Origin of the sequence: Enterobacter cloacae complex sp. IR5450, assembly GCF_049238665.1 — a bacterium.
In the GTDB taxonomy this organism is placed as follows: domain Bacteria; phylum Pseudomonadota; class Gammaproteobacteria; order Enterobacterales; family Enterobacteriaceae; genus Enterobacter; species Enterobacter hormaechei_C.
This window is the reverse complement of the sequence record NZ_JBMKIC010000042.1, coordinates 1-13,992: the sequence shown is the minus strand read 5'-3', so window position 1 is coordinate 13,992 and position 13,992 is coordinate 1. Positions and strand designations below refer to the sequence as shown.

Annotated in this window: 11 protein-coding genes; 4 read left to right on the top strand and 7 right to left on the bottom strand. The window is 55.8% G+C overall.

What is annotated here, in order from left to right:
- Positions 1–20 precede the first annotated feature (20 nt).
- On the top strand, positions 21–869 hold the full coding sequence (locus tag ACOTYB_RS21995) for a helix-turn-helix transcriptional regulator (RefSeq protein ID WP_045343486.1): 849 nt from the start codon (positions 21–23) through the stop codon (positions 867–869).
- On the opposite strand, the gene ACOTYB_RS21990 is transcribed toward ACOTYB_RS21995, so the two are convergent.
- The 5 genes from ACOTYB_RS21990 to ACOTYB_RS21970 are packed head-to-tail and all read right to left on the bottom strand — an operon-like array spanning position 856 to position 5,819.
- A complete protein-coding gene (locus ACOTYB_RS21990) occupies positions 856–1,212 on the bottom strand; it encodes a PTS fructose-like transporter subunit IIB (RefSeq protein ID WP_045343485.1) in 357 nt (118 codons plus the stop codon). The genes ACOTYB_RS21995 and ACOTYB_RS21990 overlap by 14 nt on opposite strands.
- A 2-nt stretch (positions 1,213–1,214) precedes the next feature.
- Positions 1,215–2,090 carry a [formate-C-acetyltransferase]-activating enzyme gene (locus ACOTYB_RS21985; protein WP_045343484.1) on the bottom strand — a complete coding sequence of 292 codons (876 nt, stop codon included), beginning with the start codon at positions 2,088–2,090 and terminating at the stop codon, positions 1,215–1,217.
- The gene (locus tag ACOTYB_RS21980; RefSeq protein ID WP_220153437.1) at positions 2,056–4,353 is read right to left on the bottom strand and encodes a formate C-acetyltransferase; all 2,298 of its coding nucleotides are present in this window, start codon (positions 4,351–4,353) and stop codon (positions 2,056–2,058) included. The genes ACOTYB_RS21985 and ACOTYB_RS21980 overlap by 35 nt, the downstream gene beginning before the upstream one ends.
- 51 nt (positions 4,354–4,404) lie before the next feature.
- Positions 4,405–4,725, bottom strand: coding sequence for a PTS fructose-like transporter subunit IIB (locus ACOTYB_RS21975; protein ID WP_220153438.1), 321 nt, complete (start codon positions 4,723–4,725; stop codon positions 4,405–4,407).
- A gap of 14 nt (positions 4,726–4,739) precedes the next feature.
- The gene (locus tag ACOTYB_RS21970; protein WP_045343481.1) at positions 4,740–5,819 is read right to left on the bottom strand and encodes a PTS fructose transporter subunit EIIC; all 1,080 of its coding nucleotides are present in this window, start codon (positions 5,817–5,819) and stop codon (positions 4,740–4,742) included.
- 305 nt (positions 5,820–6,124) lie between these two features.
- Between ACOTYB_RS21970 and ptsP the strand changes: the two genes are divergently transcribed.
- From ptsP to gldA, 3 genes are read left to right on the top strand one after another with little or no spacing between them, the layout of a single operon-like run.
- The gene (gene ptsP / locus ACOTYB_RS21965) at positions 6,125–8,626 is read left to right on the top strand and encodes a phosphoenolpyruvate--protein phosphotransferase (RefSeq protein WP_409249052.1); all 2,502 of its coding nucleotides are present in this window, start codon (positions 6,125–6,127) and stop codon (positions 8,624–8,626) included.
- A gap of 14 nt (positions 8,627–8,640) precedes the next feature.
- On the top strand, positions 8,641–9,303 hold the full coding sequence (fsa, locus tag ACOTYB_RS21960) for a fructose-6-phosphate aldolase (RefSeq protein WP_220153439.1): 663 nt from the start codon (positions 8,641–8,643) through the stop codon (positions 9,301–9,303).
- Positions 9,304–9,315: 12 nt separating this feature from the next.
- Complete coding sequence (gene gldA / locus ACOTYB_RS21955; protein ID WP_023315034.1) at positions 9,316–10,419, top strand: bifunctional L-1,2-propanediol dehydrogenase/glycerol dehydrogenase; 1,104 nt, start codon at positions 9,316–9,318, stop codon at positions 10,417–10,419.
- A 92-nt stretch (positions 10,420–10,511) separates the two neighbouring features.
- Here gldA and katG read toward each other — a convergent pair whose 3' ends face one another.
- The gene (katG, locus tag ACOTYB_RS21950) at positions 10,512–12,692 is read right to left on the bottom strand and encodes a catalase/peroxidase HPI (RefSeq protein ID WP_003862046.1); all 2,181 of its coding nucleotides are present in this window, start codon (positions 12,690–12,692) and stop codon (positions 10,512–10,514) included.
- 144 nt (positions 12,693–12,836) lie between these two features.
- Positions 12,837–13,727, bottom strand: coding sequence for a methylenetetrahydrofolate reductase (gene metF / locus ACOTYB_RS21945; RefSeq protein ID WP_003862045.1), 891 nt, complete (start codon positions 13,725–13,727; stop codon positions 12,837–12,839).
- Positions 13,728–13,992 lie beyond the last annotated feature (265 nt).

The window sequence follows — 13,992 nt, the reverse complement described above, 5'->3', positions numbered from 1 at the left end:
AATACCCTGGTATCCACACCATGCACCACGACATTACCCAGATCCTGACTAACCTGATCAACGGCACAACGCCGCTGCGTCAGGTGCATTTTGCAAACTCCGCTACCTCCGCCCCCGAACTTGCCTTGCAGGTCGATTTTCCACGTCTGGAGATCGCGATCGAAGGTTCGATGAAAGACCAGGCTGGCTGCGTTTTACAGCAGGGTGATGTTTTATACGTCCCGGCTGGCGGCTGGAATAATCCACAATGGCAAGCACCCGCAACAACGCTGAGCATCCTGTTTGGCAAACAGCAGCTTGGGTTTAGCCTTTTGCACTGGAATGGTATAGACGTTCGAAACCTGACAAAGCAGCACGTTGCCCGCCGCGGTCCCCGTATTGGATCGCTACTCTTACAGACGCTTCATGAAATGCAGATGCAACCGCATGAGCAACAAACCGCGCGGCTGATTATTGCCAGCCTGCTTAGCCACTGCGTCGACCTGCTGGGTAGTCAGATCCAAACCGCCTCCCGCAGCCAGGCTTTGTTTGAAGCAATTCGGGTCTATATTGACGAACACTACGCCACTCCCCTTACCCGGGAATCCGTCGCGCAGGCGTTTTATATCTCCCCAAACTACCTGTCGCATCTGTTCCAGAAAACGGGCGCAGTGGGTTTCAATGAGTACCTGACGCACACCCGACTGGAACACGCGCGCCAGTTACTGAAAGGATATGATTTGAAAGTGAAAGAGGTGGCGCATGCCTGCGGATTTGTCGACAGCAACTATTTCTGCCGGTTGTTTCGTAAAAACACCGAGCGTTCGCCGTCAGAATACCGTCGCCAGTATCACAGCCAGCTCACCGGGAAGGTCATTAGTCCAGAATGACCTGAGTATGCTGCGGAGCGGCTAACATTTTACGCACCGCCCCCATCACCTTTTGTGGGTCGCGTAAAAAGGCGCTAATACCGCACTTCACGTAGCGCGCATGCTCGAAACGTTCGCTGCCCGCCAGTTCGATATCGGTAATGAGCAATACGACATCGGCTCGCCGTATGTCGTCTTCCGTAAGCTCGCACTCAACACCCAGCGCTCCCTGCGTCTCAATGTTAACGCTCCACTTCTCCTGCTGGCAGAGCTTTTCCAGACGTTCGGCAGCCATATAGGTATGTGCGACGCCACTGACACACGCGGTCACCGCCACCAGATGACGTCCCGTTATCACTGTCATGTTCAGCCTCCCACGGTAACATTGAAACCTTCGCGCTCTGCCAGTTGACGCATCGCTGACACCTCATCTTCTGTCGGAGGGGTCGCTTGCCGCATTCCCCACTCCTGTCCCAGCAGACGGTATTTTGGCTCCCCATACTGATGAAAGGGCAATAAATGCAGTTGCCGTATTCCTGAAGGTAGCAGGAAAGCCAGCACGCGCGCCATGTTCGTTTCGTTAAGCGTATAGCCAGGAATAAGCGGCACACGAGGAATCACGTTTATCCCGTCAGCCACCAGCTGGCGGAAATTATCCAGCACTCTGGGAAGATTCATTGCCACAATCGATTGGGCCAGATCCGCGTCCATGATCTTTAAATCAAACAACACTTCATCACACTGGCGAGCCAGCGGCATTAATCGGGACAAAGGGGCATCGCCTGCCGTTTCGATGGCCGTATGCACGCCGAAACGGCGTAAACCCTGTAGAAATTTTGTCGCGAAAGGCGCATGCAGCAACACTTCGCCACCCGAGAGCGTCACCCCACCTCCAGAGGAACGAAAGAAAACATCGTCTTTCATTACCTCGCTTACCAGCTCCTCCAGCGTAACATCCCGCCCAATAGGCTCAAATGCGCCGGAGGGGCACTCATCGACGTCCCGCAAACAGGGTGCGCAGTGAAGACATTTGCTTTCTCTGCGCACCGTTTCGATTTTCGGTGAAATCGACTCCGGATTCGCACACCACGGACAGCGATGAGGACAACCTTTAAAAAAGACCACCGTACGGATGCCGCGACCGTCATTCAATGAGTAGCGCTGGATATTGAAAATACGCGCCACCTCGGCGTGCGTTTCAACCACGTCACAGCTGATGCGCTGTGCGGCGGATAATGTCATCCTGGATCTCCTTCGATAACTCAACAAAGAAGGCGCTGTAGCCAGCAACGCGCACCACCAGCCCGGCAAAATCCTGTGGACGCTGTTGCGCTTCACGCAATGTTTCCGCGTTCACCACGTTGAACTGGATATGCTGCAACTTAAGCTGGGTGAAAGCACGAAGGAAATCCGCCAGCTTTTGCAGCCCGGCATCGCCTTCCAGCGTCGCAGGGGTAAATTTAACGTTTAACAGCGTACCGTTAGATAACAGATAGTTATCCAGCTTGCTTACCGATTTAAGTACCGCCGTTGGGCCCTGCATATCTTGCCCAAGCATCGGCGAGAGCCCACCGTCAGCCAGTTGCTCTCCGGCAAAGCGGCCATCCGGTGTAGCTCCCACCACTGCCCCCAGCGGCACGTGCGCCGATACGGAATAAGAGCCTGGCGTGAACTGTCCGCCGCGCGGGTTCCGGTATTTTTCGACCTCTTTACAGTAATGGCGCAACAGTTCAGCGCTGATATTGTCGACATCATCGATATCATTGCCGTATTTTTCGAAGCGATTGATCAACCTTGCACGCACCTTTTCTCCCTCAGGGGTGGCAAAGTTCGCTTTTAACACGGCTAAGAACTCATCAAAACTTAAGCGATGCTGTTCAAAGACCAGCCCTTTCAGGGCGTGCAGTGAATCACTCAGGTTGGCTATCCCGATCCCCTGAACGCCAGAAAAGTTATATCGCGCCCCGCCGTCGGTAATATCTTTCCCTGATTCAAGGCAATCGCTGATAAATGAAGAGAGCAACGGTACCGGTGCCCAGTCTCGATGGCCGATATCGCAAATGTTGCTCCCCTCAACCATCAGCGCAATGTAGTGGTTAATTTTGGCCCGAATATGGTCCAGCAAGCCTTCATAACTCAGCGCAGCATTACCTTCGTTCTCCTGCATCGCGATTTCCATTACTTTCAGCAGGTTAAACATCGCGATATCGTGCAGGCCATAGGTTTTACCCGGAATTGACAGTTCTACACAGCCAACCACCGCGTAGTCGCGCGCATCCTCCAGCGACACACCCCGATTCAGGAAAGCGGGTACCACCACTTCATCATTGAAAATCTGCGGGATACCGGTGCCCAGGCGGATCGTCTCCGCCGTTTTAAGCAGAAAAGGACGGTCGATAAGTTCGTTAACCCGCACGCCAAGGTTCGGTTGAGGAAGCTGAACGCTCTGGTAAGCATCCAGGCACAGGAAGGAAAGCACATTCACTGCGCTACGACCGCTCTCCGTTAAACCGCCCAACAACGCGGTATAACCCGTCGGGAAACCAGCAAAATAACGTGCGCTACTCGTCGAACGTAAAAGCACCACGTCATTGCATTTCACCCACAGCGATTCCAGTAGCTCTTTCAGAAATGCGGGATCGTCCCCCTGCGAAAACGAAGCCTGATAAAAGGGCAGCATATACTGGTCGAAGCGCCCGATAGAAAGCGAGCTGGCGTTAGATTCGTATTGCAAAATGACGTTCATATACCAGAACAGCTGACACGCCTGCCAGAACGTTTGCGGCTTATGCTGCGCGTTGTGACGCGAGATTTCGGCAATCTTTCGTAGCTCTTCACGCCGTGAAGCGTCATCAAAGACGGTTGCAAGCGTTTCAGCCAGCGCAGCATAGCGCAGAATATGGCGCTGGGAGGCTTCAAGCAGAATCAGCGCGGCGGCATAGAACGTGTTCTGAGCATCGCGGGCACAATATTCTCGCATTTGCTCCACCAGCGCACCCAGCCCGTTATTCAGCAGGCGCGGATAATCAATAATGATATGCCCCTGCCCTTTGTCCGTCTGGTTGACGCTGAAAATTTGCGTCCCTACAGCGGCTTTCACCTCATCCGTCATCTGGCTGTTGATGAAATCTTTCATCGACCGTTTTTCCCAATAGGGATACAACACGTCGCGGTAGATCTGCTTATCCGCTTCGCCGATCTCGAAGCGGTCCTGCGGACGTGTGGAAAACTGGTCCAGCTCCTTAAGTAGCCAGTACGGATCCATCTCAGGGGACATAATGCCCGCGCGCGGTTTAACGGTCCGGTTTCCGGCAATCAGTTCCTCATCACGAATCGCGATATTCACATGGTCAAGAATGTACGCCGTGGCTTTTGCTCGCCTGAGGATAACCGGCTCGCCCTCCGTCTGCTGATGGCTAGCGGTATAGAGCAAAGCACGCTCAAGCGAGATTTCACGTGGACTGGCAAAAAGTGCGTCTTTCAAACGCTGGATACGATTCGTCATGAGGGAACTCCTGTAACGGAAAACGAACCCGCCCCGAAGGGCGGGAGAGCGTCAGGCGGTTTGCGCCAGGTGGGCATCAATTTTGTTCATGATGGCGTCGGCGCGTTTTACCGCGTCGCTGATATTGACGCGTACAATGGTTTTCCCGGCAAAGCGCTCTTCGAATTTAATGCCGATATCTTTGGTTAGGATCACCATATCTGCGGCGGCAACGTCTTCTGCCGCCAGTTCGTTCTCCAGGCCAATCGACCCCTGCGTTTCAACCTTCACTTCCCAACCTTTAGATTTGGCGGCACTTTCCAGCGCTTCGGCCGCCATGTAGGTATGGGCAACGCCTGACGGACATGCTGTTACTGCGATAATTCGGGCCATGTTCTTTTCCTCAATCAGTTAATTTCGAAATCCAGATCCAGGTCGTCCTCTTTTTCCTCGACCTGTTTTGCATTCTTGCGGGCAAAACTCTTCAGCACGTTAACGCTAATGGCCGTCACCACAGCCCCCACGGCAACCGCCACGATGTAGCCCAGCTTGCCCTCCACCACAGGGAGAACGATGAGCCCGCCCCAACCGGCATAGCATTGTGCGCCCATCACGGCGGCCGTCACTGCGCCACATGCGGATCCCAGCATGATGGAGGGAATAACGCGCAGAGGATCAGCAGCAGCGAATGGAATGGCCCCTTCGGTGACCCCCACGCAGCCCATCACTAATGCAGCCTTACCCGCTTCACGCTCTTCACCGGTAAAATTCTTGCGATTAATCAGCGTCGCCAGGCCTAATCCTAGCGGTGGTATGCAAATAGCCACGGCGGCAATTGCAACGACGGTATAGACGCCCTGCGCAACGCAAATCAGCATGAAGGCATACGCCACTTTGTTGACCGGGCCGCCCATATCGAACGCCAGCATGAGACCGATAATAATGGCGAGTACCACAATGCTGCCCTGCTGCATTCCTTGCAGCCACTGGGTAAGGCCGGTGGTCAGTGCGCCTACAGGCTCGCCCAGCCCCCACATCATGATGCCTGCTGTGATAAACGTGCCGATAATCGGGATGATGAAAATTGGCATAACGGAGCGCAGCACTTTCGGGACCGGCAGTTTTTTCAGGTACCAAACGACAATCCCACCGAAAATCCCGGCGATAATCGCGCCAAAGAACCCGGCACCGAAGCTGTTGCCCACCCAGGCGGCAATTGCACAGGGAGCCAGCGCGGCGCGTTCTGCAATGGAATAGCCGATATAGGCGGCGAGGAATGGCACCATCAGCGTTAACCCCGCCACGCCGATATCAAAGAGTTTTTTCAGGTTGGGATCGGTTGCGGCATCGGGCACCGCGCCTTTGCCATACAACATGACCGAAACCGCCAGCAGAATGCCGCCCGAGACCACAAACGGGATCATGTGCGACACCCCGGTCATCAGATGCTGCCGCGTGTTCTTGAGAATATGCACCAACTCTTTCATATGTCGCTCCTGGCCTAAAACCATAAAGATGTTGTGGCAAACAATAGGCAATCAGGAAGACGGCGGACAGGAGACAAAAAGGCCATTTACTGGATTTTTGTAATGTCGAAATAAAAATGCGATCCGCCTCGACATTTCTGATAGACGTTACACATAAGACAAAGGATCACAACCTGTGAGTCAAATCTCACTTTCCGCGTGACATTACATTTGTCCAGCTTTTGGCAGATTTGTCACATGGCGCGCGTCATCCACACACTCGTATGCTGTTGCCCAATGAATGAGGATTGATTTCAGGAGTGTGTATGGCTCTCGTAGTGGAATTTACCTGTGAATTACCCAACGGTGTTCACGCGCGTCCGGCAAGTCATGTGGAAACGCTGTGCAATACGTTTATCTCGCAAATCGAATGGCACAACCTGCGCGCAGACCGTAAAGGGAATGCCAAGAGCGCACTGGCAGTCATTGGCACCGATACGCTGGCAGGCGATGCCTGTCGTCTGGTGATCCAAGGTGAAGATGAGCAGAACGCCTATCAGCAACTGGAACAATGGCTCCGGGAAGAGTTCCCACACTGTGATGCGCCGCTCGCAGAAGCCATTAATATTGAGCGCGATCCGCTGCCAGAATCCCTCGCGCGCCTTAACCCAACACTTTTCCGCGCCCTGCCCGTTTGCAGCGGTAGCGCCCAGGGCGTGTTGACCTTGCTGGCCTCGCTGGATCTCAACGCACTGTCAGATTTACCCGAAGCGAAAGACGAAGAAGATGAGCAGTTAGCACTGGATAATGGTCTCACCCTGCTGGTGAAAAACATTGAGCTGCGCGCGCTGGACAGCGACAGCACCGCCAGCGCCGTTCTTGAAGCCCATCGTTCGCTGGCTACAGATACCTCGCTGCGCCAGCACCTCCTGTCAGGGGTCAACCGGGGCTTAAGCTGCGCCCAGGCCATCATCGCCACGGCGAACCATTTCTGCGAAACGTTCTCTCGTTCCAGCAGCACGTATTTGCAGGAGCGTGTGCTGGACGTTCGCGACGTCTGCTATCAGCTTTTACAGCATATCTACGGTGAAGCGCGTTTCCCGTCTCCGGGGCAACTGACGCAGCCGAGCGTCTGCCTTGCTGACGACCTCACGCCCGGCCAGTTCCTGGAACTGGATAAAACTCTGCTCAAAGGGCTGCTGTTAAAAAGCGGTGGAACAACCTCGCACACGGTTATTCTTGCACGTTCCTTTAATATTCCGACGCTGGTGGGCGTCGACGGTGAAAGCCTGTTGCAGTGGCGCAATCAATCCGTATTTATTGATGGCAATGCTGGTGCCGTCGTGGTCGATGCCAGCGATGCGGTGGCGCGCTACTACCGACAGGAAGTACGGGTACAACAGGCACTACGCGAGCAGCAGCGCATCTGGCTGGACCGGGAAGCCAGAACCGCCGACGGCCTGCGGGTTGAGATTGCCGCGAACATCGCCCATGCGGTGGAAGCGCAGGCAGCCTTTGAGAACGGCGCCGAGGGCGTTGGCCTGTTTCGCACCGAAATGCTTTATATGGACCGCAGCAGCGCGCCCGGTGAAAACGAGCTCTACAACATTTTCTGTCAGGCACTGGAAAGTGCAAACGGGCGCAGCATCATCGTGCGGACCATGGATATCGGCGGCGATAAGCCGGTAGAGTACCTGAAGATCCCGGCCGAAAATAACCCGTTCCTCGGTTACCGCGCCGTACGTATTTACGAAGAGTATGCAGTGCTTTTCACCACCCAGCTTCGGGCGACCCTGCGCGCCTCTGCTCACGGCAGCCTGAAGATCATGATCCCGATGATCTCTTCCATGGAAGAGATCCTGTGGGTGAAAGAGAAACTTGCCGAAGCGAAACAACAGCTCCGCGCTGAGCATATTCCGTTTGATGAGAAAATCCCGCTTGGCATCATGCTGGAAGTCCCTTCGGTGATGTTTATTATCGACCAGTGTTGCGAAAAGATTGATTTCTTTAGCATCGGTAGCAATGACCTGACGCAGTATCTGCTGGCTGTTGATCGCGATAACGCCAAAGTCACACGCCATTACAATAGCCTGAACCCGGCCTTCCTGAGGGCGCTGGATTACGCGGTACAAGCCGTCCATCGCCAGGGGAAATGGATTGGCCTGTGCGGCGAACTGGGTGCAAAAGGCTCGGTGTTGCCATTGCTGGTGGGTCTGGGTTTGGACGAGCTGAGCATGGGGTCGCCCGCTATCCCGGCAACCAAAGCGCGTCTGGCGCAGCTTGATAGCCGCGCCTGCCGCCAGTTGCTGAATCAGGCCATGGCGTGTCGCACTTCGCTTGAAGTGGAGCACCTGCTGGCGCAGTTCCGCATGAATCAGCAGGACACACCTCTGGTTACACCTCGCTGCATTTCACTGGACAATGACTGGAACAGCAAAGAAGAGGTCATGAAAGGAATGACCGATAACCTGCTGCTCGCAGGACGTTGCCGCTATCCACGCAAGCTGGAGACCGATCTGTGGGCACGCGAAGCGGTCTTCTCCACCGGGCTCGGCTTTAGCTTTGCTATCCCGCACAGCAAATCGGAGCACATTGAGCAATCCACCATCAGCGTTGCACGCCTGAAAGCCCCCGTCATGTGGGGAGATGAAGAAGCACAATTCATCATCATGCTAACGCTGAATAAACACGCCGCGGGCGATCAGCATATGCGTATTTTCTCCCGACTGGCACGCCGCATCATGCATGAGGATTTCCGCAATGCGCTGGTTAACGCCAGCTCAGGGGAGGCGATTGCTTCCCTGCTACAACACGAATTAGAACTGTAAAACGAGGAAGAGTGATGGAACTGTACCTGGATACCGCCAACGTAGCGGAAGTTGAACGCCTGGCGCGCATCTTCCCCATCGCGGGCGTCACCACCAACCCAAGCATCATTGCCGCCAGCCGTGAATCCATCTGGGACGTGCTGCCGCGGCTGCAACAAGCCATCGGGCCGGAGGGCACGCTGTTTGCTCAAACCATGAGCCGCGATGCCGAAGAAATGGTGGCGGAAGCAAAACGGCTGAACAATGCCCTGCCGGACATCGTGGTAAAAATTCCCGTCACTGCACAGGGGCTCATCGCGATTAAGGCGCTGAAGAAAGAGGGAATTACCACGCTGGGCACCGCCGTTTACAGCGCCGCTCAGGGTTTACTGGCCGCGCTGGCAGGCGCGAAATACGTTGCGCCGTACGTCAACCGCGTCGATGCGCAGGGCGGTGACGGCATTCGCACGGTACAGGAGCTGCAATCTCTGCTGGAACAACATACGCCAAAGAGCATGGTGCTGGCTGCCAGCTTTAAAACGCCGCGCCAGGCGCTGGATTGCCTGTTGGCAGGATGTGAGGCAATCACGCTTCCCTTAGACGTAGCGCAACAAATGCTCGGCACGCCAGCGGTAGAGTCAGCCATAGAGAAGTTCGAGCAGAACTGGAAAAACGCGTTTGGTAACCTCAACCTCTAAGGGAGAAATGTTATGGACCGTATTATTCAATCGCCGGGGAAATACATCCAGGGTGCAGATGTTCTTACTCGCCTCGGCGACTACCTAAAGCCGCTGGCGAATCGCTGGCTGGTGGTGGGCGATAAATTTGTGCTGGGTTTTGCTGAAGAAACCCTGCGTCAGAGTTTTAAAAAAGCCGGACTCCATGCCGAAATTGCACCCTTTGGTGGTGAATGTTCGCAAAATGAAATCGATCGCCTGAAAAAGCTGGCCGACAGCGCCGACTGCCTGGCGGTGCTGGGTATCGGCGGCGGAAAAACGCTGGATACCGCCAAAGCGCTGGCGCACTTTATGGACGTGCCGGTGGCTATTGCCCCGACCATTGCCTCCACCGATGCGCCGTGCAGCGCCCTCTCCGTGATTTATACCGACAGCGGTGAGTTCGATCGCTACCTGATGCTGCCGCACAACCCGAACATGGTGATTGTCGATACCAAAGTGGTGGCAGGCGCACCTGCGCGCCTGCTGGCCGCCGGGATTGGCGATGCACTGGCAACCTGGTTTGAAGCGCGCGCCTGTTCGCGCAGCGGCGCCACGACCATGGCGGGTGGCAAGTGCACGCAGGCAGCGTTAGCGCTGGCAGAGCTGTGCTACAACACGCTGGTTGAAGAGGGCGAGAAAGCGATGCTGGCGGCAGAGCAGCATGTCGTCACACCGGCGCTGGAACGCATTATCGAAGCCAACACCTATCTCAGCGGGGTGGGCTTTGAAAGCGGCGGGCTGGCGGCGGCGCATGCCATTCACAACGGCATGACGGCGGTGCCGGATGCGCATCATTTTTACCATGGTGAAAAGGTCGCGTTCGGCACACTGACACAGCTGGTACTGGAGAACGCGCCGGTTGAAGAGATTGAGACCGTCGCCGCGCTTTGCCACAGCGTTGGGCTGCCGATCACCCTGGCGCAGCTGAACATCAAAGAGGATATTCCGGCCAAAATGCGGCTGATCGCGGAAGCGTCCTGCGCCGAAGGTGAAACCATTCACAACATGCCTGGCGGCGTCACGCCGGATCAGGTCTATGCGGCGCTGCTGGTGGCCGACCAGTATGGACAGCGATTCTTGCAGGAGTGGGAGTAACGAAAAAAGCCGGGTGGCGCTGCGCTTACCCGGCCTACATGGCACTTTAATTTGTAGGCCGGGTAAGGCGTAGCCGCCACCCGGCACATGGGTTACTTCACGTCAAACCGGTCCAAATCCATCACTCGCGCCCACGCGGCAACAAAATCACGGACGAACTTCTCGTGTGCATCACTGCTGGCGTAAACTTCGGCCAGCGCACGCAGGACGGCGTTTGAACCGAAGACCAGATCGGCGCGGGTGGCGGTGTATTTCACTTCCCCGCTGGCGCGATCGCTACCGGCAAACAGCTCGTTTGAGTCATCGGTCGCTTTCCACTGGGTGTTCATATCCAGCAGATTAACGAAGAAGTCGTTGCTCAGCACGCCCTCGCGGTTGGTAAACACACCATTCTTGCTGCCATCGAAGTTTGCACCCAGTACGCGCAGACCGCCGATTAGCACCGTCAGTTCCGGCGCGGTCAGGGTCAGCTGCTGGGCTTTGTCGATCAGCAGCGACTCGGTGGTGGACACATCCACCTGCGCACGGTAGTTGCGGAAACCGTCGGCAACCGGTTCGAGCAGGTTAAACATCTCGATGTCCGTCTGGTCCTGACGCGCATCTACGCGGCCTGGGGTAAACGGTACGTTGACGTAAACGCCTGCCGCTTTCGCCGCCTGCTCAACGCCCACAACACCTGCCAGCACGATGATATCGGCCAGTGAGGCTTTATTAGTGGTGCGCTGAATAGCTTCCAGAGCCGGTAACGCCCGTACCGCCGCGGCGTTCACATCCCAGTCGCGCTGAGGCGCCAGCGCCAGACGCGCGCCGTTAGCGCCGCCACGCTTGTCGCCGCCGCGGAAGGTCGATGCCGACGCCCAGGCCACGGAAACCAGCTCGCTCACGGAGAGACCAGAGGCCGCGATTTCCGCTTTCAGGCTTTCAATATCTTCCTGCGTCGGATGGAACACCGGCTGCGGCAGCGGATCCTGCCAAATCAGATCTTCTTTCGGCACTTCCGGGCCGATGTACCGCGCTTTTGGCCCCATATCGCGGTGGGTCAGCTTGAACCACGCGCGCGCAAAGGCTTCGTTGAAGGCCTGCGGATCGTTCAGGAAGCGACGGGAAATTTTCTCGAATTCCGGATCAAAACGCAGCGTCAGGTCGGTGACCAGCATGGTTGGCTTGCGTTTTTTCGACGGGTCAAACGGGTCAGGCATAATTTCCGGCGCATCCACGGCTTCAAACTGAATGGCGCCCGCCGGGCTACGCGTCTGCACCCATTCGTATTTGAACAGGTTCTCGAAGAAGTAGTTGCTCCACTGGGTCGGGGTTTGAGACCAGATAACTTCCAGCCCGGAGGTGATGGCGTCAGCGCCAATACCGGTGCCGTGCGTGCTGGCCCAGCCCAGGCCCTGCGCTTCAATCGGTGACGCTTCCGGGTCAGTGCCCACATGCGTGGCTTCGCCTGCGCCGTGCGTTTTACCGAGCGTATGGCCGCCTGCAATCAGCGCGACGGTCTCTTCGTCGTTCATGCCCATGTTGCCAAAGGTAGCGCGGATCGCCGCCGCCGCAGACAGCGGTTCACCGCTGGCGTTTGGCCCTTCGGGGTTAACGTAAATCAGGCCCATTTCAGTGGCCGCAAGCGGGCGCTTCGCCAGCGCTTCCGGGTCACGGTGGGTCAGCCAGGCTTTTTCATCGCCCCAGTTCACGTCCAGATCCGGTTCCCAGACGTCTTCACGCCCGGCACCGAAACCAAAAGTGCGGAAGCCGGAGTTCTCCAGCGCCACGTTACCCGCGAGGATAAACAGGTCGGCCCAGGAGATTTTTTGTCCGTATTTTTGCTTAACTGGCCACAGCAGACGGCGAGCCTTATCCAGGCTGACGTTATCAGGCCAGGAGTTCAGCGGCGCAAAACGTTGCTGGCCGCGCCCCGCGCCGCCGCGACCGTCAACGGAGCGATAGGTACCCGCACCGTGCCAGGCCATACGAATAAACAGGCCCGCATAGCTTCCCCAGTCGGCAGGCCACCACGGTTGTGAGTCGGTTAAAAGGGCTTTGAGATCGCCCTTAAGGGCGGAATAGTCGAGCTTGCTGAATTCTTTGCGGTAGTCGAAGTCTTCACCCAGCGGGTTCGAACGGTTGGAATGTTGGTTTAGAAGATCGATGCGGAGTTGTTTAGGCCACCAATCTTTGCTGCCGGTACCTGCACCCGCGCTGTGATCGACGCCGCCCTGGTGGAACGGACATTTGCCGGCGGATGCCGCGTTATTGGTCTCGTCTGACATGCTCATCGCTATGCTCCCTTTACAGTGTTACCGTTACGATATACAACACTAGCGATAAGAGATAGTTGAATTAATCCACAGATTCGATAGCTAATACCTTTTAACTCTCTGTTCGATTAAAAAACCCTCGTTTTATGAGGGCTTTTTACTTTACAGCGCCGGGCGAACACCGAGCGTATGGCAAATGGCATAGCTCATTTCCGCGCGATTCAGGGTATAGAAATGGAAATCTTTCACCCCTTCGCGGCTTAAAATCTTCACCATGTCCATCGCGATATTGGCTCCCACCAGCTTGCGGGTTTCCGGGTCGTCGTCCAGCCCTTCATACATTTTGGACATCCACAGCGGAATGCGCACGTTGGTCATATCCGCGAATTTCTTCGCCTGTTTGAAGTTCGAGACCGGCAGAATACCAGGGATGATTTCGACATCAATACCTGCCGAGACGCAGCGGTCACGAAAGCGCAGGTAGCTTTCAACGTCAAAGAAGAACTGAGTAATCGCACGGTTAGCACCAGCCTCCACTTTACGCTTCAGGTTGAGCAGATCCGCCTGGGCACTTTTGGCTTCCGGGTGAACTTCAGGGTAGGCGGCCACGGAGATATCAAAGTCGGCAACGTCTTTCAGCAGGCCGACCAGATCGGCGGCAAACATCTCTGGCTTACCGCTGCCTGGCGGGAGGTCGCCGCGCAGGGCCACAATGTGGCGAATGCCGTTATTCCAGTAGTCCTGGGCAATGGCGCGCAGTTCATCACGGGTGGCGTCGATACAGGTCAGGTGCGGCGCCGCTTCCAGACCGGTTCGGTCTTTAATGCCCTTAATGATGCTGTGCGTGCGGTCACGCTCACCGGAGTTGGCGCCGTAGGTCACGGAGACGAACTTCGGCTTGAGGCTGCTCAGGCGATCGATAGAGCTCCACAGGGTTTGCTCCATTTCACTGGTGCGCGGCGGGAAAAATTCAAAAGAGACGTTAATCTGGCCGTTTACTTCGGCCAGGCTCTGGTTCAGTGCTTCCCGCTGGTTGGCGTGAAAAAAGCTCATACCCTACCCCTATCAATCGCGTGTCATTGTCTGTTGTGTTGTGAACTTCTATACGTTTAGACGTCCAGATGTAAAAATGACGGAAAAGCGGGATGACGTCAACAGAAATAATCAACATTAACGGTGAGGTTTGTTCAGGGAAGATGAAGGGCATTCATGATGGGGGTGAGTGCGGTCTGATACCCTCACCCCGACCCTCTCCCACAGGGCTGAGGGTTCCCCAGAAAAATGAAAAGCACGATGAAGTGTGATCTACTGGTTGCGC